18 protein-coding genes are annotated in these 20,034 nt (G+C 66.8%); 9 read left to right on the forward strand and 9 right to left on the reverse strand.

The window, feature by feature from the left end; translation table 11 throughout:
- The first annotated feature begins 16 nt into the window (after positions 1 to 16).
- Positions 17 to 1,471, forward strand: a complete 1,455-nt coding sequence (locus OHA61_RS19190) for a CCA tRNA nucleotidyltransferase (protein WP_406304051.1) — start codon at positions 17 to 19, stop codon at positions 1,469 to 1,471.
- A 107-nt stretch (positions 1,472 to 1,578) separates the two neighbouring features.
- Here the strand turns inward: OHA61_RS19190 and OHA61_RS19195 are convergent, their stop codons facing one another.
- From OHA61_RS19195 to OHA61_RS19210, 4 genes are all read right to left on the reverse strand, one after another.
- Entirely contained in the window at positions 1,579 to 2,145 is a 567-nt protein-coding gene (locus tag OHA61_RS19195) for a hypothetical protein (RefSeq protein ID WP_406304052.1), read from the reverse strand.
- A 48-nt stretch (positions 2,146 to 2,193) separates the two neighbouring features.
- Positions 2,194 to 3,462: an MFS transporter gene (locus OHA61_RS19200; RefSeq protein WP_324975373.1), complete on the reverse strand. Its 1,269-nt coding sequence runs from the start codon at positions 3,460 to 3,462 to the stop codon at positions 2,194 to 2,196.
- Positions 3,463 to 3,538: 76 nt separating this feature from the next.
- A complete protein-coding gene (locus tag OHA61_RS19205) occupies positions 3,539 to 4,621 on the reverse strand; it encodes an inositol-3-phosphate synthase (RefSeq protein ID WP_361902058.1) in 1,083 nt (360 codons plus the stop codon).
- Positions 4,622 to 4,680: 59 nt separating this feature from the next.
- Positions 4,681 to 5,397 carry a helix-turn-helix transcriptional regulator gene (locus OHA61_RS19210; protein ID WP_324984997.1) on the reverse strand — a complete coding sequence of 239 codons (717 nt, stop codon included), beginning with the start codon at positions 5,395 to 5,397 and terminating at the stop codon, positions 4,681 to 4,683.
- A 368-nt stretch (positions 5,398 to 5,765) separates the two neighbouring features.
- Between OHA61_RS19210 and OHA61_RS19215 the strand changes: the two genes are divergently transcribed.
- From OHA61_RS19215 to OHA61_RS19225, 3 genes are all read left to right on the forward strand, one after another.
- Positions 5,766 to 8,462, forward strand: coding sequence for a transglycosylase domain-containing protein (locus tag OHA61_RS19215; protein ID WP_406304053.1), 2,697 nt, complete (start codon positions 5,766 to 5,768; stop codon positions 8,460 to 8,462).
- Between the two features lie 118 nt (positions 8,463 to 8,580).
- On the forward strand, positions 8,581 to 10,101 hold the full coding sequence (locus OHA61_RS19220; RefSeq protein ID WP_406304054.1) for a glycosyltransferase family 87 protein: 1,521 nt from the start codon (positions 8,581 to 8,583) through the stop codon (positions 10,099 to 10,101).
- Positions 10,102 to 10,225: 124 nt separating this feature from the next.
- Positions 10,226 to 11,218 carry an IS481 family transposase gene (locus tag OHA61_RS19225; RefSeq protein WP_406303294.1) on the forward strand — a complete coding sequence of 331 codons (993 nt, stop codon included), beginning with the start codon at positions 10,226 to 10,228 and terminating at the stop codon, positions 11,216 to 11,218.
- Between the two features lie 46 nt (positions 11,219 to 11,264).
- Here the strand turns inward: OHA61_RS19225 and OHA61_RS19230 are convergent, their stop codons facing one another.
- The 3 genes from OHA61_RS19230 to OHA61_RS19240 form a co-directional block, all read right to left on the reverse strand.
- On the reverse strand, positions 11,265 to 12,296 hold the full coding sequence (locus tag OHA61_RS19230) for an alanine racemase (RefSeq protein ID WP_389368677.1): 1,032 nt from the start codon (positions 12,294 to 12,296) through the stop codon (positions 11,265 to 11,267).
- Between the two features lie 97 nt (positions 12,297 to 12,393).
- Positions 12,394 to 13,512, reverse strand: a complete 1,119-nt coding sequence (locus OHA61_RS19235) for a peptidoglycan bridge formation glycyltransferase FemA/FemB family protein (RefSeq protein ID WP_266480621.1) — start codon at positions 13,510 to 13,512, stop codon at positions 12,394 to 12,396.
- A 108-nt stretch (positions 13,513 to 13,620) separates the two neighbouring features.
- Positions 13,621 to 13,938: a hypothetical protein gene (locus tag OHA61_RS19240; RefSeq protein ID WP_406304055.1), complete on the reverse strand. Its 318-nt coding sequence runs from the start codon at positions 13,936 to 13,938 to the stop codon at positions 13,621 to 13,623.
- 258 nt (positions 13,939 to 14,196) lie between these two features.
- On the opposite strand from OHA61_RS19240, the gene rpsF reads away from it, so the two are divergent.
- From rpsF to rplI, 4 genes are all read left to right on the forward strand, one after another.
- Positions 14,197 to 14,487 carry a 30S ribosomal protein S6 gene (rpsF, locus tag OHA61_RS19245; protein ID WP_215093090.1) on the forward strand — a complete coding sequence of 97 codons (291 nt, stop codon included), beginning with the start codon at positions 14,197 to 14,199 and terminating at the stop codon, positions 14,485 to 14,487.
- Positions 14,488 to 14,561: 74 nt separating this feature from the next.
- Positions 14,562 to 15,155, forward strand: coding sequence for a single-stranded DNA-binding protein (locus OHA61_RS19250; RefSeq protein WP_406304056.1), 594 nt, complete (start codon positions 14,562 to 14,564; stop codon positions 15,153 to 15,155).
- A gap of 43 nt (positions 15,156 to 15,198) precedes the next feature.
- Positions 15,199 to 15,435: a 30S ribosomal protein S18 gene (gene rpsR / locus OHA61_RS19255; RefSeq protein WP_003956534.1), complete on the forward strand. Its 237-nt coding sequence runs from the start codon at positions 15,199 to 15,201 to the stop codon at positions 15,433 to 15,435.
- An 18-nt stretch (positions 15,436 to 15,453) separates the two neighbouring features.
- On the forward strand, positions 15,454 to 15,900 hold the full coding sequence (rplI, locus tag OHA61_RS19260; protein WP_142214744.1) for a 50S ribosomal protein L9: 447 nt from the start codon (positions 15,454 to 15,456) through the stop codon (positions 15,898 to 15,900).
- Positions 15,901 to 16,038: 138 nt separating this feature from the next.
- Here the strand turns inward: rplI and OHA61_RS19265 are convergent, their stop codons facing one another.
- Complete coding sequence (locus tag OHA61_RS19265; protein WP_406304057.1) at positions 16,039 to 17,376, reverse strand: MATE family efflux transporter; 1,338 nt, start codon at positions 17,374 to 17,376, stop codon at positions 16,039 to 16,041.
- Positions 17,377 to 17,818: 442 nt separating this feature from the next.
- On the opposite strand from OHA61_RS19265, the gene dnaB reads away from it, so the two are divergent.
- The gene (gene dnaB / locus OHA61_RS19270; RefSeq protein WP_324985019.1) at positions 17,819 to 19,285 is read left to right on the forward strand and encodes a replicative DNA helicase; all 1,467 of its coding nucleotides are present in this window, start codon (positions 17,819 to 17,821) and stop codon (positions 19,283 to 19,285) included.
- 88 nt (positions 19,286 to 19,373) lie between these two features.
- On the opposite strand, the gene OHA61_RS19275 is transcribed toward dnaB, so the two are convergent.
- Positions 19,374 to 19,961 carry a TetR/AcrR family transcriptional regulator gene (locus OHA61_RS19275; protein WP_406304058.1) on the reverse strand — a complete coding sequence of 196 codons (588 nt, stop codon included), beginning with the start codon at positions 19,959 to 19,961 and terminating at the stop codon, positions 19,374 to 19,376.
- Positions 19,962 to 20,034 lie beyond the last annotated feature (73 nt).

Here is a 20,034-nt window from a genome sequence, read left to right on the forward strand (position 1 = left end):
CGTACCCTTTTCTGTTGTGCCGAACGCCAATGAAGACAACCCCACTGCACTGAGTCAGGTGCAGCGCCGCGCGGTGAGCGAACTGCTGCGGGTGTCCCCTGTCGCCGACGACCTTGCCCGCCGCTTCAAGGAGGCCGGGTTCAGTCTTGCCCTGGTCGGCGGCTCGGTCCGGGATGCGCTGCTCGGCCGGCTCGGCAATGACCTGGATTTCACGACCGACGCCCGTCCCGAGGACGTACTCAAGATCATCCGGCCGTGGGCCGACACGGTGTGGGAAGTCGGGATCGCCTTCGGCACGGTCGGCTGCCAGAAGCAGGGCTACCAGATCGAGGTCACCACGTACCGCTCCGAGGCGTACGACAGGACGTCACGCAAGCCCGAGGTGTCGTACGGCGACTCGATCGAGGAAGACCTCGTACGGCGCGATTTCAGCGTGAACGCGATGGCCGTGGCGCTGCCGGAGAAGGAGTTCATCGATCCGCACGGAGGCCTGGAGGATCTCTCCGAGCGCGTCCTGAGGACTCCCGGTACCCCCGAGGAGTCCTTCTCCGACGATCCGCTGCGCATGATGCGGGCCGCTCGCTTTGCCGCGCAGCTGGACTTCGAGGTCGCGCCCGACGTCGTCGCCGCGATGAAGGGGATGGCGGACCGCATCGAGATCGTCTCCGCCGAACGCGTGCGCGACGAGCTGAACAAGCTGATCCTCTCCACCCATCCGCGCAAGGGGCTGGGGCTGCTCGTCGACTCCGGCCTGGCCGACCATGTGCTGCCCGAGCTGCCGGCGCTGCGGCTGGAGAGTGATGAGCACCACCGGCACAAGGATGTGTACGAGCACTCTCTGATCGTCCTGGAGCAAGCCATCGACCTGGAGGAGAACGGCCCGGATCTGGTCCTGCGGCTGGCCGCGCTGCTGCACGACATCGGAAAGCCGCGCACCCGGCGTTTCGAGCCAGACGGCAGGGTTTCCTTCCATCACCACGAGGTGGTGGGCGCGAAGATGACCAAGAAGCGGATGAGTGCTCTCAAGTACTCCAACGACATGGTCAAGGACGTCTCACGGCTCGTGGAACTGCATCTGCGGTTCCACGGCTACGGGACCGGCGAGTGGACCGACTCGGCGGTGCGCCGGTACGTACGCGACGCAGGGCCGCTGCTGGACCGGCTCCACAAGCTGACCCGCTCCGACTGCACCACGCGCAATAAGCGCAAGGCGAGTGCCCTGTCCCGGGCCTATGACGGGCTTGAGGAGCGCATTGCGCAGCTGAAGGAGCAGGAGGAGCTGGACGCGATCCGGCCCGATCTGGACGGCAACCAGATCCAGGAGATCCTGGGTGTTGGTCCCGGTCCCGTGATCGGCAAGGCATACGCGTTCCTGCTGGAGCTGCGCCTGGAGAACGGGCCGATGGAGCATGATGCGGCGGTCGCAGCGCTGAAGGAATGGTGGGCGACGGAGGCCGAGCGTGCGCGCTGAGCCTGAATCGGTGCCATGTTTCACGTGAAACATGGCACCGATCGAGGAGCGAGGGGTGATGTTTCACGTGAAACATCGCCCCTCGGCGTCTGTGGGTGCTTCGGCGACTACTTCTTGATCTCGTTCAGGCAGAGCACAAACTGCTTGCCCGAGCTGCGTCGGCCGCCGCGCGTCTGCTCGAAGTAGCCGACGTCCGACTTGCCCTCGCAGAGCTTTCGGTCGGTTGTGTCGGCGTGAACCTCGACCACCTTGTAATCGGCCTTCGCGTCACCGCACTTCACGACCTCGAGATCGGGAGTGATCGTGGAGCCGCTGTTGTGCATGCAGTCGCCGACCTCCGCGTTTTCGGCGTCGTCCTGGCTCGTGAAGTAGACGATCGCGAAGACTATGAGGGCGATGACGACGCCGATGATCTTCAGGATGTTCTTGATGCCGAGGCCCCGGCGTCCGGACGAGGGCGCCGGGGGCGGCGGCGCCCCCCACTGCTGCTGCGGCGGGTAAGGCTGCGTCGGCTGCTGCTGGGGGTACCCGTATCCCGCCTGAGGCTGCTGCGGGTGGGGCTGCTGCTGCGGATATCCGTAGCCGGGCTGCGGCGGGTACGGCTGCTGAGGCTGCTGTGCGTACGGGTCAGGCTGTCCGTAGGAGCCTGGGCCCTGCTGCGGCGGATAGGTCATGTGGGAGTCCCCCGATTGGCGTGTGCGTCGATCTTTGACGCGGGCACGCTATATCACCGCGCCGACATGCCTCCAACGGGCCATCGTTGCCGCCACCGCCGCATAGATGACCGCCACCACGACCACCAACTGAACCGACCGGCCGTCAGGGGGCAGCATCAGTGCGGCGATCGCAGCAGCGCCCACGAAGGCGACGTTGAACAGCACGTCGTACAGGGAGAACACCCGGCCGCGGTAGGCGTCGTCCACGGACGTCTGGATCACCGTGTCCGTCGCGATCTTCGCGCCCTGGGTGATGAGCCCCAGGATGAACGCGGCGACCAGTATCGGCGCGGGCTCGAACGGCAGCCCCAGGGCCGGTTCGAGGACGGCTGCCACTCCCGCGCACGCCACCACCCAGCCGAACTGGCCGAGTCGGCCGACGGCATACGGAGTCACCACCGCCGCTGCGAAGAATCCGGCGCCCGAGATGAGGATGGCCACACCGAGCAGGGCCAGGCCGTCCGACTCGTTCGCGTACCAGGCGTACCGGCACAGCATGAGCACCATGACGGTCAGGGCGCCGTAGCAGAAGCGCATCAGAGTCATCGCGAACAGCACCCGGGCGGCAGCGCGGCGCTCGGCCAGATGCCGGAGCCCGCCCGCCAGACCGCGTGCCGTCGACGCCAGCGCGGCACCCAGGCGGGGCTGGACCAACTGCGGGTCGGGGCCGAGAAGTTCACGCGCCATCCGCAGTGAGGCAAGCGCCGAGCAGAGATAGAGCACAGCGCCGAGCATCACGACTGCCGCATCGGAGTCCTCGGACACCAGGCGTACCGCGAAGGCGAGTCCGCCGCCCGCGGTCGCCGCGAGTGTGCCCGCTGTCGGTGAGAGGGAGTTGGCCATGACGAGTCGGTCCGCGTCGACGACCCGCGGCAGCGCCGCGGAGATACCGGCCAGCACAAAACGATTGACGGCTGTGACGGAGAGGGCCGAGGCGTAGAAGAGCCAGTCGGGTACGGAGAGGAGGATCAGCACAGCGGTGCCGCTCGCGAGGAGCGCTCGCAGGAGATTCCCGTACAGGAAGACCTGCCTGCGCTGCCAGCGGTCCAGCAGGACGCCCGCGAACGGGCCGATCACGGAGTACGGCAGCAGCAGCACCGCCATGGCCGAGGCGATGGCAGCCGGCGACGTCTGTTTCTCCGGGGAGAACACCACGTACGTGGCAAGCGCGACTTGATAGACGCCGTCGGCCGACTGGGACAGCAGCCGGACCGTCAGCAGCCGGCGAAAGTCGTCAAGGCGCAGGAGTACGCGCAGATCACGTACGACGGGCATGCGATCAAGCGTCACACACGCCGAGGGTCCCCGGGCGGATTACCCGGGGACCCTCGGCAGACGATCAGCTGAACGCTTAGCGCTCGACCTCGCCCTTGATGAACTTCTCGACGTTCTCGCGGGCCTCGTCGTCGAAGTACTGGACCGGCGGGGACTTCATGAAGTACGAGGACGCGGAGAGGATCGGGCCGCCGATGCCGCGGTCCTTGGCGATCTTCGCGGCGCGCACGGCGTCGATGATGATGCCCGCGGAGTTCGGGGAGTCCCAGACCTCGAGCTTGTACTCGAGGTTCAGGGGCACCTCGCCGAAGGCACGGCCCTCGAGGCGCACGTACGCCCACTTGCGGTCGTCGAGCCAGGCCACGTAGTCCGACGGACCGATGTGGACGTTGTCCTCGCCCATCTCGCGGTCACGGATCTGCGAGGTGACAGCCTGCGTCTTGGAGATCTTCTTGGACTCAAGGCGCTCACGCTCGAGCATGTTCTTGAAGTCCATGTTGCCGCCGACGTTCAGCTGCATCGTGCGGTCCAGGATGACGCCCCGGTCCTCGAAGAGCTTGGCCATCACGCGGTGCGTGATGGTGGCGCCGACCTGGGACTTGATGTCGTCGCCGACGATCGGGACGCCCGCCTCGGTGAACTTGTCCGCCCACTCCTTGGTGCCGGCGATGAAGACCGGGAGGGCGTTGACGAACGCGACCTTGGCGTCGATGGCGCACTGCGCGTAGTACTTCGCAGCGTCCTCGGAGCCGACGGGCAGGTAGCAGACCAGAACGTCGACCTGCTTGTCCTTGAGGATCTGGACGATGTCGACCGGGGCCTCGGCGGACTCCTCGATGGTCTGGCGGTAGTACTTGCCCAGGCCGTCCAGGGTGTGTCCGCGCTGCACGGTGACGCCGGTGTTCGGCACGTCGCAGATCTTGATGGTGTTGTTCTCGCTGGCGCCGATGGCGTCCGCCAGGTCGAGGCCGACCTTCTTGGCGTCCACGTCGAAGGCGGCCACGAACTCGACGTCAGAGACGTGGTACTCGCCGAATTGGACGTGCATCAGACCCGGCACCTTGCCGGCCGGGTCGGCGTCCTTGTAGAACTCGACGCCCTGCACCAGCGAGGCGGCGCAGTTGCCCACGCCGACGATGGCTACGCGAACCGAACCCATTCCGGTTGCTCCCTGTGTGATCTCGGTATTCCGGATGAAACCCTGCGGATCGCAGCGCTTCACTTGGCGGTGTCGTCGGACGGATCCGGCGAGGTGGAGCCTCCGGGGGGTGTGCCCCCCGAGGACTCGGCACCCCTGTGCCGGGGCAGGCCGCCCGTCTCTCCAGATGTGTTGTCCTGCTGAGCTGAGCTCTCGGGGGCGGGCTGTCGCTGATCCCGCCCCGCTCGCTCGCTCTCAATGAGCTCGTTCAGCCAGCGCACCTCGCGCTCCACGGATTCCATTCCGTGTCGCTGCAGCTCAAGCGTGTAGTCGTCGAGGCGCTCGCGGGTGCGTGCCAGCGAGGCGCGCATCTTCTCCAGGCGCTCCTCCAGCCGACTGCGGCGGCCCTCGAGCACCCGCATCCGCACCTCGCGCTCCGTCTGCCCGAAGAAGGCGAAACGAGCCGCGAAGTGCTCGTCCTCCCAGGTGTCCGGGCCGGTATGCGAGAGCAGTTCCTCGAAGTGCTCCTTACCTTCTGCCGTCAACCGGTAGACGATCTTGGCTCGGCGCCCTGCGAGTGAGGCGGCGAGCGCGTCTTCGGGAGCGCTTCCCGGCTCCTCGATCAACCAGCCGTTGGCAACCAGCGTCTTGAGGCAGGGGTAGAGCGTCCCGTAACTGAAGGCCCGGAAGACTCCCAGCGAGGTGTTGAGCCGTTTCCGCAGCTCATACCCGTGCATCGGGGCCTCACGGAGCAGACCGAGCACGGCGAACTCAAGGATGCCGGAGCGTCTGCTCACCGTTACCTCCCTCGCCGTCCCGGTCGCCTATGCCGTGCTGATGTATCGACTCGATACATCAGCACGATAGAACGGCGTTCCTCCTGCGACAAGAGGGGCCATGGTGAACGGCGTCACATCCTCAATTCATAGGCGGCGATATGCCTGATTTGGGCGGAACTTTGGCGCTGAGTGGGTTTTGACCGTGCGTAGTCTGTGCGCCATGTGCGCCATGCAGACCGCCGGGAACCATGTGACGCCTGTGTGCGTCCTCGTCGTGGATGCACAGCGGATGAGCCCTTCGCGGGGCTGGTCCGTATTCATTTCGGGGGGACCGGAACTCAACAGCCGCTTCCAGGCGTCTCGCCTGCCCGAGGAGTAGTCGTTCGATGAGCGAGCACCGACGCAAACCGCCGCAGCCGCAGGGTGGCGGGCGTGCCGGGTCCAGGCGCGCTGCCCAGCAGCCCCCCGGCCGCCGCGCAGCCCCGTCCCGGGGTTCCACTTCGGGATCACCTTCCGCTTCGTACGGCGAGGAGCGTCCGTACGGCAGCCGGGCCGAGGCCCGCCGGGCCGCGCAGCGCGGTGGCAGCCGCAGGCGCGTCGACGAAGGCCCGGGCGCCGGTCATGGAGGCCGGGGCGGCGGACGCCGCGGCGGAGGCGGTGGGGGGTATGACGGTCCGGGCCGCGGTCGTGGCGGACGGCCCTCCAAGAAGCGCCTGATCGACTATCCGCGCCACAACAAGTACGGATGGCGACGGTGGGTGCCGTCGTGGAAGCTGGTGACCGGGCTCACCCTGGGCTTCGTCGGAAGCCTGATGGCGGCGGCGACCATCGCGTACGCCATGGTGGAGATCCCGGACCCGCAGTTGACCGCCAAGGCGCAGAACAACGTCTACCTCTGGGCCGACGGCTCGCAGATGGCCGCCACTGGCGGTGAGATCAATCGCCAGATCATCCCCATCGAGCAGATCCCCAAGGACATGCAGGACGCGGTGATCTCGGCGGAGAACAAGACATTCGAGAATGACTCGGGCATCGACCCGATGGGCATCGCGCGGGCCCTGAAGAACATGGCCACGGGCGGGCAGACCCAGGGCGGCTCCACGATCACCCAGCAGTATGTGAAGAACGCCATGCTGGGCGACCAGTCCCAGACCCTGACCCGCAAGTTCAAGGAGCTGTTCATCTCCATCAGGGTCGGCACGGACCTGGAGAAGCCGGAAATCATGGCCGGCTACCTGAACACCTCGTATTACGGACGTGGCGCCTACGGCATCCAGGCCGCCGCACGTACGTACTACGGAGTTGACGCCAAGAAACTCGACGCCGGGCAGTGCGCATTCCTTGCCTCGCTTCTCAAGGGCGCCACCTACTACGACCCGGCCGGCTCGACGGACATCGACCCTGCTGCGACAGCTGATGCCAACAAGGCCAGGGCCGTAGAACGCTGGAACTGGATCCTCGACGAGATGGTGAAGGACCGCCGCCTTCCGCCTGAGAAGCGGCCCAAGCCCACTGCCTTCCCGATGCCGAACAAGCCCACGAAGAAGGCCCAGCTCGGCGGCCAGGTCGGATATCTGGTGGACCTCGCCAAGTCGTACTTCCTCAACAACAACGACCAAAACATCGACGCCAACATGCTCTCCCAGGGCGGTTACACGATCCGCACGACCTTCGAAAAGGACAAGGTCGACAAGCTCAAGGCCGCGGTCAAGAAGGTCCAGGACGCCAACATCAAGCCAAAGAAGCGCCCGGACACGGACACCCACGTCCAGTTCGGTGGTGCCTCCGTCGATCCGGAGACCGGAGCGATCGTTGCGATCTACGGCGGTGAGGACGCGACCAAGCACTTCACCAACAACGCCAACGAGACCGGTGCCCAGGTCGGATCGACCTTCAAGCCGTTCGTCCTTGCCGCGGCCATGCGGGACGGCGTGCGCGACCCCAAGCTGCAGGAGGAACAGGGCACGTCCGAGCGCCATATCGTCGACCCCGACAAGAGCAAGTACAGCGGCAAGAACAAACTCAAGATCAAGGACTACGACGGTTCCGTCTGGCGGAACGAGAAGCAGCAGGAGTGGCTCCAGACCAACGACGGCGGTGAGTCGTACGGCGACATCGACCTGCGTGAAGCCATGGTCCACTCCGCGAACTCGCCTTTCGTGCAGCTGGGCATGGACATCGGTATCAAGACGGTCAGGCAGGCGGCCGTCGACGCGGGTCTGCTCGAGTCCAGCCTGAACAAGTCGAATGTCCCGTCCTTCTCGATCGGTATTTCCTCCCCGAGCGCCATCCGCATGGCCGGTGCCTACGCGACCTTCGCAGCGAACGGCAAGCAGAACGACCCGTTCTCCGTCACCCGCGTCGAAAACGAGAAGGGGACGGTCTACGAGCACGAGGTGAAGCCCAAGCAGCGCTTCACCACCGCTGTCGCGAGCAATGTGACCGACGTGCTCAGGTCCGTCGTCGACGAGCCCGAGGGCACCGGTAGGAACGCCCGGATTCCCGGCCGTGAGGTCGCGGGCAAGACCGGTACGACCGACGGCAACAAGTCGGCTTGGTTCGTGGGCTACACGCCCCAGCTGTCGACCGCGATCGACATGTACCGCCTCGACGACAACGAGAAGAACAAGAAGCGCAAGTTCCTCGAGATGTACGGCACCGGCGGTCAGGACAAGATCCACGGTGCGTCCTTCCCGTCCGAGATCTGGCAGACGTACATGTCGGATGCGCTCAAGGGTCAGCCGTTCGAGACCTTCCCCGAGCCGGAGTCCATCGACGGTGAGGCCGTCTGGGGCGGCGGCGCCTCCAGCCCGCCGCCGTCGCCGACCGCCACCCCCTCCGGCACCCCGTCCTCGACGCCGTCGAACACGCCGTCCGGCTTCCCGTCCGGAAAGCCCAGCCCGAGCCAGTCCTGCGATCCATGGCGGGACTTCACCTGCGGCACCACAGGTGGCAATGGCGGCAACGGCGGAAGCACCACCGATCCCACCAGCACGCCGACGATCAGTCCGTCGACATCATCGCCAGGCACTAACGGCAACGGCGGCAACGGCAACGGAGGCTTCATCGGAGGCTCGGGGTAGCGGCCCGTGATCGGCTCCCAGTAACGCAAGGGCCGCCGCACCCGGTACGCACAGCATGTGCGTACCGGGTGCGGCGGCCCTGGCCGTGTCCCCGACTTCGTACGGCAGGATGTGCAGCATGCCCAGCGCAGAAGAGACGAGCGTGAACCAGGACCGGACGCAGCGGCCGGACGTACGGCCCACGCGGCGGGACTCCGTCGCCACGTCCGGCAGCGAGCTGATCGGCGGTCCGGCAGGCCGCTTCGCCCTGCGCGGCAGCGGTGGCTGGTTCACGCCCGTACGCGTCGTCGCGCTGGTGGCCATCGGGATGTTTGCGCTGGGCATGGTGCAGAAGATGCCGTGTTACAACTGGGCCTGGTTCAGGGGAGCCAGTTCCCAGTACACGCACGCCTGCTACTCCGACATTCCGCACCTCTACGTGGGGCGTGGTTTCTCCGAAGGGCTCATTCCGTACTTCGACCGGCTGCCCGGCGACATGCAATACCTCGAGTACCCCGTCCTGACGGGGCTGTTCATGCAGGTCGCCTCGTGGCTCAATCTGGCCGGCGGCTCCATTCAGAACCAGGAGCAGACGTACTGGATGGTCAATGCGGGCATGCTGATGATCTGCACCGTGGTCATCGCCGTCTGTGTGGCCCGCACCCACCGCCACCGCCCCTGGGACGCCCTGCTGCTGGCTCTGGCGCCCGCCTTCGCGCTCACCGCAACCATCAACTGGGACCTGCTGGCGGTGGCCCTCACGGCCGCCGCGATGCTGATGTGGTCACGGGGCCGGGCACTGGCCTTCGGCATCCTCATCGGGCTGGCCACCGCTGCCAAGCTCTATCCCGCACTGCTGCTGGGTCCGCTGCTGCTGCTGTGCTGGAGGGCCGGTAAATGGCGGGAGTTCGCCACGGCGGCTCTCGGCGCGGCAGGCGCCTGGCTGGTTGTGAACCTGCCAGTGATGCTGATGGCGCCCGAGGGGTGGAAGAAGTTCTACACCTTCAGCCAGGAGCGGCAGGTCGACTTCGGCTCGTTCTGGCTGATCATCACGCAGCGCACGGGCGAGCCGCTCGAAGTAGACTCGGTGAACACCTACGCGACGCTGCTGATGCTCCTGGCCTGCGTGGGAATCGCGGCGCTGGCGCTCGGGGCGCCCAGGCGGCCACGCTTCGCGCAACTCGTGTTCCTGGTCGTCGCGGCGTTCATCCTCACGAACAAGGTCTACTCGCCGCAGTACGTACTGTGGCTTATTCCGCTCGCCGCGCTGGCCAGGCCGCGCTGGCGGGACTTCCTGATCTGGCAGGCCTGCGAGGTCATGTACTTCCTGGGCATCTGGATGTATCTCGCGTACACCACGAGCACCAAGCACCAGGGGCTGCCGCCGGAGGGCTACCAGCTGGCGATCGCCCTGCATCTGCTGGGGACGCTGTATCTGTGCGCGGTGGTCGTACGGGACATCCTGATGCCGGAGCGGGACGGCGTACGGCAGGACGGGTCGGACGACCCGTCGGGCGGCGTGCTCGACGGGGCCGAGGATGTCTTCGTGGTGGGACGGGCGGCCCATCCGCCGCGGCATGCGGCGCACGCGGTGGATGGACCCAGGGTCGAGTGGGGGACGCAGCCCCAGACGCCCGGAGAGGCCCCCCCGTCGGCCTAGGTGTACTGCCCGGGCAGGTTGGTTGAGTTTGTGCGACGACACGGTCTGAATCTGTGAGATGGCGAAGGCCTCCGGTTGTGGAGTGGAGCTGTCTAGGAACCGCTCCGCCAACCTGGAGGCCTTCGTGTCTCACGCTAACGCTGCTTTGACTCCTCGTGCCCGTCTTCGCCTGGCGCGTCTGATTGTTGATGACGGGTGGCCGGTCGCTCGTGCGGCCGAGCGTTATGACGTGTCCTGGCCGACCGCGAAGCGGTGGGCCGTCCGTTACGCCGAGTCCGGTGCCCAGGCCATGGGCGACCGGTCCTCACGGCCGCACCGCAGTCCTGCCCGAACCACGCAGCCGCAGGTCCGCAAGATCGTGCACCTGCGCTGGAAGCAGCGTCTGGGCCCGGTCCAGATCGCCGGACGGCTCGGCATGCCTGCCTCCACCGTGCACGCGGTCCTGACCCGGTGCCGGATCAACCGGCTCTCGCACATCGACCGCGCCACCGGCGAGCCGGTCCGCCGCTACGAACACGACCATCCCGGCGCGATGCTCCACATCGACGTGAAGAAGCTCGGGAACGTTCCCGACGGCGGCGGCTGGCGCTACGTCGGACGCGTCCAGGGCCGCAGGAACCGCGCCGCGACCCCGGACAGGCCCCGCAACAAGTACCGCGGACCGCTGCTGGGCACCGCGTTCGTCCACACCGTCGTCGACGATCATTCCCGGGTCGCCTACGCCGAGATCTGCGACGACGAGAAAGCCGCCACGGCGGTCGGTGTCCTGCGACGCGCGGTCGACTGGTTCGCCGCCCGCGGCGTGAGGGTCGAGCGGGTGCTCACCGACAACGGCTCGGCCTACCGCTCCCGGCACTGGACACAGGCCTGCACCGAGCTGGGAATCACGCCGAAGAAGACCCGGCCCTACCGGCCACAGACCAATGGCAAGGTCGAACGCTTCCACCGCACCCTGGCCGACGGCTGGGCTCTTGGCCGCTTCTACTCCAGCGAATCAGCCCGCCGCAAAGCCCTGCCGGCCTGGCTCCATCACTACAATCACCACCGCCCCCACACCGCAACCAGCGGCAAACCACCCATCACCAGGTTGACCAACGTCCCTGGGCAGTACACCTAGGGCAGCCTCGGGCGGCCCGGGCCCCGGGCTACCGCTCTCGTACGGCCTAGCGGTCCACGAGGCGGTCGAACTGGGTCGTCGTGTGGCGCAGATGAGCCACCAGCTCGTCGCCCACCTTGGGCTCCTGGGAGTCCGCGGGCACGAAGAGGATCGAGACCTGCATGTGCGGGGGCTCGGCGAACCAGCGCTGCTTGCCCGCCCACACGAAGGGCGAAAGGTTCCGGTTGACGGTCGCGAGGCCCGCGCGGGCGACGCCCTTGGCGCGCGGCATGACTCCGTGCAGGGCTTTCGGCGCCTCCAGGCCGACGCCGTGGGACGTACCACCCGCGACCACCACCAGCCAGCCTTCGGATGCGGCCTTCTGCTGGCGGTACCCGAAGCGGTCGCCCTTGGCGACGCGGGTGACGTCGAGGACCGCGCCGCGGTACTCCGTCGCCTCGTGGTCGCCCAGCCACAGCCGCGTGCCGATCCGGGCCCGGAAGCGGGTCTGCGGGAACTGCTGCTGGAGTCGGGCCAGTTCCTCGGCGCGCAGATGGCTGACGAACATGGTGTGCAGCGGCAGCCGGGCCGCACGCAGACGGTCCATCCAGCCGATGACCTCCTCGACCGCGTCGGAGCCGTCCGTACGGTCGAGCGGCAGATGCAGGGCGAAGCCTTCGAGCCGTACATCCTCGATGGCGGCGTGCAGCCGGTCCAGGTCCTGCTCACTGACGCCGTGGCGCTTCATGGAGCTCATGCACTCGATGACGACCCGCGCGCCCACCAGCGCGTGCACACCGTCGACCGAGGAGACGGAACGGATGACGCGGTCGGGCAGCGGAACCGGCTCCTCACCCCGGCGGAAGGGTGTGAGGACCAGGAGATCGCCGCTGAACCAGTCCTTGATCCGGGCTGCTTCGTAGGTGGTTCCGACGGCCAGCATGTCGGAGCCGAAGCGGGAGGCCTCCTCCGAGAGCCTCTCGTGTCCGAAGCCGTAGCCATTGCCCTTGCAGACCGGTACGAGGCCGGGGAACTGGTCGATCACGGACTTCTGGTGCGCCCGCCAGCGCGCGGTGTCGACGTAGAGGGAGAGCGCCATGGCCGGCCCGGAACCTTTCTGGTGGCTGCGGTGTATCAGAGGTATGTGCGAGATCTACGAGATTACGGCGTCGCCCGTGAAGAGGGCGGCCGCATCGTCAGCGTCGCGACATGTAGATGTCGAGCGCCTTGTGCAGCAGCTTGTTGAGCGGGAAGTCCCATTCGCCGACGTACTCGACGGCTTCGCCGCCCGTGCCGACCTTGAACTGGATCAGACCGAAGAGATGGTCGGTCTCGTCGAGTGAGTCGCTGATGCCGCGAAGGTCGTAGACGGTCGCGCCCATCGCGTAGGCGTCGCGAAGCATCCGCCACTGCATCGCGTTCGAGGGCCGGACCTCGCGGCCGATGTTGTCGGAGGCGCCGTAGGAGTACCAGACGTGCCCGCCGACGACCAGCATGGTGGCCGCGGACAGGTTCACGCCGTCGTGCCGCGCGAAGTACAGCCGCATGCGGTTGGGGTCCTCGTTGTTCAGGACCGTCCACATGCGCTGGAAGTACGAGAGCGGGCGCGGCCGGAAGTGGTCGCGCACAGCAGTGATCTCGTACAGCCGCTGCCACTCGGCCAGGTCGTCATAACCACCCTGGACGACCTCGACGCCGGCCTTCTCGGCCTTCTTGATGTTGCGCCGCCACAGCTGGTTGAAGCCCTTGAGGACATCGTCGAGCGAACGGTTCGCCAGCGGCACCTGATAGACGTACCGCGGTTGTACGTCGCCGAAGCCGGCACCGCCGTCCTCGCCCTGCTGCCAGCCCATCTTCCGCAGCCGGTCTGCCACTTCGAAGGCACGGGGCTCGATGTGCGTCGCCTCGACATCGCGCAGGCGCTTCACGTCCGGGTCCTGGATGCCGGCCTTGATCGCCGGTGCGTCCCAGCGGCGGATGACCACCGGGGGTCCCATCTTCACGGAGAAGGCACCCTGCTGCTTGAGGTGGGCGAGCATCGGCTGCAGCCAGTCGTCCAGGTTCGGGGCGTACCAATTGATCACCGGGCCCTCGGGCAGGTACGCGAGGTAGCGCTTGATCTTGGGCAGCTGGCGGTACAACACCAGACCCACGCCCACCAGTTCACCGCTCCTGTCGAACCAGCCCAGGTTCTCCGACCGCCATTCGGTCTTCACATCAGCCCATGCCGGGACCTGGCAATGACTTGCCGAGGGCAGGGTCTGGATGTACGCCAGATGCTGCTCTCGGCTGATGGTCCTCAGGGTCAGGCTCATGCGGGGCGCTCCTCGGCAGGTGTGTCCCCATGGGTACAGGGGCTCCGGCTCTCGCGCCGAAGCCTACTGGGCCGTGGGAACGCCCCGCGTTGCCGTGGGAGAACGGGGCTAGTAGCCGATCAAGCCACCGAAGAGCCCGCCGTCTGCCATGGCGAGGTAGAAGCCGAAGGCGGAGGCGCCGAGTCCGACGATCAGGAGGAAGCGTTCACGGGTCGTGGCCGATATGAACTGGCCGTATGCGCCCGTGAGAACTCCGATGAGACCGGACCAGGAGCTGAGGATATGAAGGTTGTCGAACTGAGCGGTCGTGAAGGACACCGCGCCCAGCACCAGGGTCACCACCATCAGGGTGTCCTGGAGCGGATGGGGTTTGCCGTCCGTGGCGAAGAGAGAGCCTGTGGGATTCGGTCGCATTGTTTGTGCCATGAAGCACCTCCTGGCGGTCCGGAACGCGGCACACTGTGACGCCGCGCACACCCGATGCGTACAGGGTGCGGCCCGTGACCACCGGATTTCAACCGGAAGCACGTCTGCGGGTAGTCTGAACGGTCTGCACCGGTGTCTGTCCAGGCCAGAGACGATCCCCCGGGATTGTCAGTGGCGGCGGCTACCGTTGCTTACGCATCACGACCCTCCTGCCACGGAACGACCGTGGCCGCTGAGTCCAAAGGAGGTGGGTTCCACATGCGTCACTACGAGGTGATGGTCATCCTCGACCCCGAACTCGAGGAGCGCGCTGTCTCCCCGCTGATCGAGAACTTCCTCTCCGTCGTCCGTGAGGGCAACGGAAAGGTTGAGAAGGTCGACACCTGGGGCCGTCGTCGTCTCGCTTACGAGATCAAGAAGAAGCCCGAGGGCATCTACTCGGTGATCGACCTGCAGGCCGAGCCTGCGGTCGTCAAGGAGCTCGACCGCCAGATGAACCTGAACGAGTCGGTCCTCCGGACCAAGGTCCTCCGTCCCGAGACCCACTGAGCACCTAGCTCAGAGGTCATCGGGTTTCGAGTAGCAGCAAGCAGCCAGCAGCAATCCCGCCGAGAGGTTCACCCATGGCAGGCGAGACCGTCATCACGGTCGTCGGCAATCTCGTCGACGACCCCGAGCTGCGCTTCACCCCGTCCGGTGCGGCGGTCGCGAAGTTCCGCGTCGCGTCCACTCCCCGCACCTTCGACCGTCAGACCAATGAGTGGAAGGACGGCGAAAGCCTCTTCCTCACCTGCTCGGTCTGGCGTCAGGCGGCGGAGAACGTCGCCGAGTCGCTCCAGCGAGGCATGCGCGTTGTCGTGCAGGGCCGGCTGAAGCAGCGGTCCTACGAGGACCGCGAGGGCGTCAAGCGCACGGTCTATGAACTGGACGTCGAGGAAGTCGGCCCCAGCCTCAAGAACGCCACGGCCAAGGTCACCAAGACCACAGGTCGCGGTGGCCAGGGTGGCTACGGCGGCGGTCAGCAGCAGGGCGGCGGCAACTGGGGCGGCGGTCCCAGTGGCGGTGGCCAGCAGCAGGGCGGCGGCGGTGCACCCGCCGACGACCCCTGGGCCACCAGCACGCCGGCCGGCGGCGGCCAGCAGCAGGGCAGTGGGGGCAGCTGGGGCGGAAGCTCCGGCGGTTCCGGCGGCGGCTACTCGGACGAGCCTCCCTTCTAAGGGCTGCTCGTACCCCACTTCTTGATCACACAGGAGATACACCATGGCGAAGCCGCCTGTGCGCAAGCCGAAGAAGAAGGTCTGCGCTTTCTGCAAGGACAAGACCGTATACGTGGACTACAAGGACACGAACATGCTGCGGAAGTTCATTTCCGACCGCGGCAAGATCCGTGCCCGCCGCGTCACCGGCAACTGCACGCAGCATCAGCGTGACGTCGCCACGGCCGTGAAGAACAGCCGTGAGATGGCGCTGCTGCCCTACACGTCCACCGCGCGATAAGGGAAGGGTGACCGAATCATGAAGATCATCCTCACCCACGAGGTCTCTGGCCTCGGTGCTGCCGGCGACGTCGTTGACGTCAAGGACGGCTACGCTCGCAACTACCTGGTCCCGCGTGGTTTCGCGATCCGCTGGACCAAGGGTGGCGAGAAGGACGTGGCGCAGATCCGCCGCGCCCGCAAGATCCACGAGATCGCGACGATCGAGCAGGCCAATGAGATCAAGGCCCGTCTCGAGGCCGTGAAGGTGCGTCTGGCTGTTCGCTCCGGCGACGCCGGCCGTCTCTTCGGCTCCGTCACCCCGGCTGACATCGCCTCGGCGATCAAGACCGCCGGTGGTCCGGACGTCGACAAGCGTCGCGTTGAGCTCGGTTCGCCGATCAAGACCCTGGGCTCGCACCAGGTGTCCGTGCGTCTGCACCCCGAGGTCGCCGCGAAGCTCGGCGTCGAGGTCGTCGCCGCGTAACGCTGCGCTCGGCTGAGTAGTACGAAGGGCTGTACCCCGTGGGGTGCAGCCCTTCTGCTGTGCCGTGCTGCATGGTCAGCGGGTTTCACGTGAAACAGCCGGTTTCACGTGAAACATCGACGCTCAGGGGGTTGTGGTTCAGCGGGTCGCGCCGGTGACGATCCAGCGGCCGGAGCGCGCTCGCAGCCAGAGCGTCAGCATGCGGACCGTCATCATCAGCGTCATGGCCCACCACAGAGCGGTCAGTCCGCCGCCCAGCGCAGGAATGAGCAGGGCCACCGGCGCGAAGACCGCCAGGGTCAGCAGCATCGCCCCGGCCAGATAGGGGCCGTCGCCTGCTCCCATCAGTACGCCGTCGAGGATGAAGACCACGCCCGCGATCGGCTGGGAGACGGCGACGACCAGCAAGGCCGGGAGAAGGGTGTCGTGTACGCCCGAGTCACTGCTGAACAGCGGGATGAGGAGTGGGCGGGAGACCACGACCAGGATGCCGAGCACTACACCTGAGGCGATGCCCCACTGCACCATGCGGCGGCAGGCCTGACGGGCGCCCTCGGCGTCGCCCGCACCGAGATAGCGGCCGATGATTGCCTGTCCGGCGATGGCGATCGCATCGAGCGCGAAAGCCATCAGGCTCCACAGTGAGAGAACGATCTGATGGGCCGCGATTTCGGTGTCACCGAGGCGGGCGGCCACTGCGGTGGCGATCAACAGGACGGCACGCAGTGAGAGAGTGCGGACGAGGAGGGGGACGCCTGCCTGGGCGCTCGCCCGTATGCCGACGGCGTCGGGACGCACTGAGGCTCCGTGCTGTCGGGCTCCTCGTACGACGACGATCAGATAGGCGGCGGCCATGCCGGCCTGTGCGATGACGGTGCCCCAGGCGGAGCCGGCGATGCCGAGGCCGGAGCCGTAGACGAGTCCTACGTTGAGCGCAGCGTTGGCGGCAAAGCCGCCGATGGCTACGTACAGCGGCGTCCGGGTGTCCTGGAGGCCGCGCAGTACTCCGGTGGCGGCCAGCACGATCAGCATCGCTGGGATGCCGAGGCTGGAGATCCGGAGGTAGGTGGTGGCGTACGGGGCGGCGGTGTCGGAGGCCCCGAAAGCATGGACGAGCCAGGGCGCCGTGGGCAGGGCGACGGTGACAACGGCGACGCCGAGAAGCAGCGCGAGCCAGATGCCGTCAACGCCCTGGCGGATTGCGGCGGCGAGATCGCCGGCGCCGACGCGGCGGGCGACGGCGGCCGTGGTGGCGTAGGCGAGAAAGACGAAGACGCTCACTGCGGTCATGAGCAGTGCCGCCGCGACTCCCAGACCGGCGAGTTGCGGGGTGCCGAGATGGCCGACGATGGCGCTGTCGACCATCACGAAGAGCGGCTCGGCGACGAGGGCGCCGAAGGCGGGGACGGCGAGTGCGACGATCTCTCGGTCGTGGCGCCGCCGGAGAGCCTTCGGTGCCGTTGGAGCCTGAGTCATGGCGGCAATCTAATCTTCCACAGGTAAGAGATGCAACTGTCCTGCAGTCCTTACTGACGGTCAACGTGGGGGCTCGGCTGTGTGCCGTTTGTTCTGATCTTGGTCCAGTCGGCAAAGTTTTTCTCCCCCACAGCCGGTGGACGGAAAAAGGCCAGGTCAAAGCATGCGTGCCGGGATGGCTATGACTTTGTCCACAGTGCTGTCCCCCGGTCCGTGCACAGGTTCCGGAGGGTTCTCCACAGCATCTGGACCTTCGTCCACACGGCCTGTGGATAACCAGATTGGCTGACGGTGCAGAGGGGCCTACCGTGGACCGTCGCCCGACGCGCCCGAAGCGGAGTCTGGCCGTTCGTTTTGTCAGTGTCGTGCCGTAGAAAGAGTGGCACGGCGAGGTCCGCGGGGCGGACGGGAGGAGGTGGCCCGGGTGAGCATTTCCGAGCCCTTGGACGACCCCTGGGCAGCCGACGGCGGTCCCAGCGACCGTCTTCCCGTCTCCCGCCAGCGCCGCGGCGAAGGCCGTGGTGGCCGCGAAGACCAGCACGAGCGGGGCAGGGACACCGGGGGCTGGGACGGCGGTTCTCCCGGCTTCGAGCGCGTGCCTCCGCAGGACCTGGACGCGGAGCAGTCCGTCCTCGGCGGCATGCTCCTGTCCAAGGACGCCATCGCCGATGTCGTGGAGATCATCAAGGGTCATGACTTCTACCGGCCGGCTCACGAGACCGTGTACACGGCGATCCTCGACCTCTATGCCAAGGGCGAGCCGGCCGACCCCATCACCGTCGCCGCCGAACTGGTCAAGCGGGGCGAGATCACCAGGGTCGGTGGTGCGCCGTACCTGCACACCCTGGTCCAGTCGGTCCCGACCGCGGCCAACGCCTCGTACTACGCGGAGATCGTCCATGAGCGCGCGGTGCTGCGTCGTCTCGTGGAGGCGGGCACCAAGATCACGCAGATGGGATACGCGGCGGACGGCGATGTCGACGAGATCGTCAACTCCGCCCAGGCCGAGATCTATGCCGTCACCGAGCAGCGCACGAGCGAGGACTATCTGCCGCTCGGCGACATCATGGAGGGCGCGCTCGACGAGATCGAGGCGATCGGGTCACGCAGTGGCGAGATGACCGGTGTTCCCACCGGGTTCACGGACTTCGACTCACTCACCAATGGCCTGCACCCGGGCCAGATGATCGTCATCGCGGCCCGTCCCGCAATGGGTAAGTCCACGCTGGCGCTGGACTTCGCCCGCGCCTGTTCCATCAAGAACAATCTGCCGAGCGTGATCTTCTCCCTCGAAATGGGCCGCAACGAGATCGCGATGCGTCTGCTGTCCGCCGAGGCACGAGTGGCGCTGCACCACATGCGCTCGGGAACGATGACGGACGACGACTGGACCCGGCTCGCGCGCCGCATGCCGGATGTGTCGCAGGCCCCGCTCTACATCGACGACTCACCGAACCTCTCGATGATGGAGATCCGGGCGAAGTGCCGACGCCTCAAGCAGCGCAATGATCTGAAGCTGGTCGTCATCGACTATCTGCAGCTGATGCAGTCCGGTGGTTCGAAGCGCGCGGAGAGCCGTCAGCAGGAGGTCTCGGACATGTCCCGAAACCTCAAGCTGCTGGCGAAGGAGCTTGAGCTCCCGGTGATCGCGCTGTCGCAGCTGAACCGTGGTCCCGAGCAGCGTACGGACAAGAAGCCGATGGTCTCCGACCTGCGTGAATCAGGCTCAATCGAGCAGGACGCCGACATGGTCATCCTGCTGCACCGCGAGGACGCGTACGAGAAGGAATCACCGCGCGCGGGCGAGGCGGACCTGATCGTCGCCAAGCACCGTAACGGCCCGACGGCAACGATCACGGTCGCCTTCCAGGGGCACTACTCCCGCTTCGTGGACATGGCACAGACCTGACCGGGAGCAGTGTGCGATCCCGAACTGCGGCACGCGGTCCCCTCGTTCGCAGGGCTCCGCGACGGCCGAGTGCGCTGATCTTCACCGATCACGTGGCGTCGGGGCTGTTGCCGAGGACGTTGTCGATGTAGGCCGCGAGCGCGGAGCGCAGGGCTTCGGGTGCCATTTTCTGATCGTCGATCAGGTGGGCCACGAGGTCGGCACGGATGGCGGCCAGCAGTGCGTGCGCGGTGAAATCAGCGTTGCGTACGCCGGGCACGTGCTCCAGTGCCACGCGAAGGATTTCATGCCACCAGCCGTAGTGCTCGGCCTGGTAGGGGCTGCTGAGCCCGGCGTCCTCCGCGGCCGACATCAGGCGCCGGTTCTCGATCTTGAACTGCAGTGAGGCGTTGAGGAGGTCCAGCACCTGCTGCCGCGGTGAGGACTCGCCTGCGTCCTGTGCTTCTCGCACGGCTTGCTGCAGGGGTTCGAGGCGGGAGGCGATCACGGCGCCGATCAGGCCGGCACGGTCGCCGAAGCGGCGGAAGAGGGTGCCCTTGCCCACACCCGCGGCCGCGGCGATGTCGTCCATCGACACGCTGTGGGGGCTGCTGCTGTGGGCGAACAGGGCGTCGGCGGCAGCCAGGATCGCTTCTCGGTTGCGTTGGGCGTCCGCGCGCTCTGTGCGCTGGGCCACGGGTCCTCCTTGGTCTACGGCCTGTCCCGGCCCCCCGGAATGGTATCGGTGGGTTCGCGTGAGTGGTGGCTCG

This window comes from Streptomyces sp. NBC_00885 (genome assembly GCF_045207475.1).
Taxonomy (GTDB): domain Bacteria; phylum Actinomycetota; class Actinomycetes; order Streptomycetales; family Streptomycetaceae; genus Streptomyces.

Bases quoted from the DNA above. Each gene is read 5' to 3' on its own strand.
- OHA61_RS19195 (WP_406304052.1), bottom strand. From the start codon at position 2,145: ATGACCTATCCGCCGCAGCAGGGCCCAGGCTCCTACGGACAGCCTGAC.
- OHA61_RS19200 (WP_324975373.1), bottom strand. From the start codon at position 3,462: ATGCCCGTCGTACGTGATCTGCGCGTACTCCTGCGCCTTGACGACTTT.
- OHA61_RS19205 (WP_361902058.1), bottom strand. From the start codon at position 4,621: ATGGGTTCGGTTCGCGTAGCCATCGTCGGCGTGGGCAACTGCGCCGCC.
- OHA61_RS19215 (WP_406304053.1), top strand. From the start codon at position 5,766: ATGAGCGAGCACCGACGCAAACCGCCGCAGCCGCAGGGTGGCGGGCGT.
- OHA61_RS19220 (WP_406304054.1), top strand. From the start codon at position 8,581: ATGCCCAGCGCAGAAGAGACGAGCGTGAACCAGGACCGGACGCAGCGG.
- OHA61_RS19230 (WP_389368677.1), bottom strand. From the start codon at position 12,296: ATGGCGCTCTCCCTCTACGTCGACACCGCGCGCTGGCGGGCGCACCAG.
- OHA61_RS19235 (WP_266480621.1), bottom strand. From the start codon at position 13,512: ATGAGCCTGACCCTGAGGACCATCAGCCGAGAGCAGCATCTGGCGTAC.
- OHA61_RS19240 (WP_406304055.1), bottom strand. From the start codon at position 13,938: ATGGCACAAACAATGCGACCGAATCCCACAGGCTCTCTCTTCGCCACG.
- rpsF (WP_215093090.1), top strand. From the start codon at position 14,197: ATGCGTCACTACGAGGTGATGGTCATCCTCGACCCCGAACTCGAGGAG.
- OHA61_RS19250 (WP_406304056.1), top strand. From the start codon at position 14,562: ATGGCAGGCGAGACCGTCATCACGGTCGTCGGCAATCTCGTCGACGAC.
- rpsR (WP_003956534.1), top strand. From the start codon at position 15,199: ATGGCGAAGCCGCCTGTGCGCAAGCCGAAGAAGAAGGTCTGCGCTTTC.
- rplI (WP_142214744.1), top strand. From the start codon at position 15,454: ATGAAGATCATCCTCACCCACGAGGTCTCTGGCCTCGGTGCTGCCGGC.
- OHA61_RS19265 (WP_406304057.1), bottom strand. From the start codon at position 17,376: ATGACTCAGGCTCCAACGGCACCGAAGGCTCTCCGGCGGCGCCACGAC.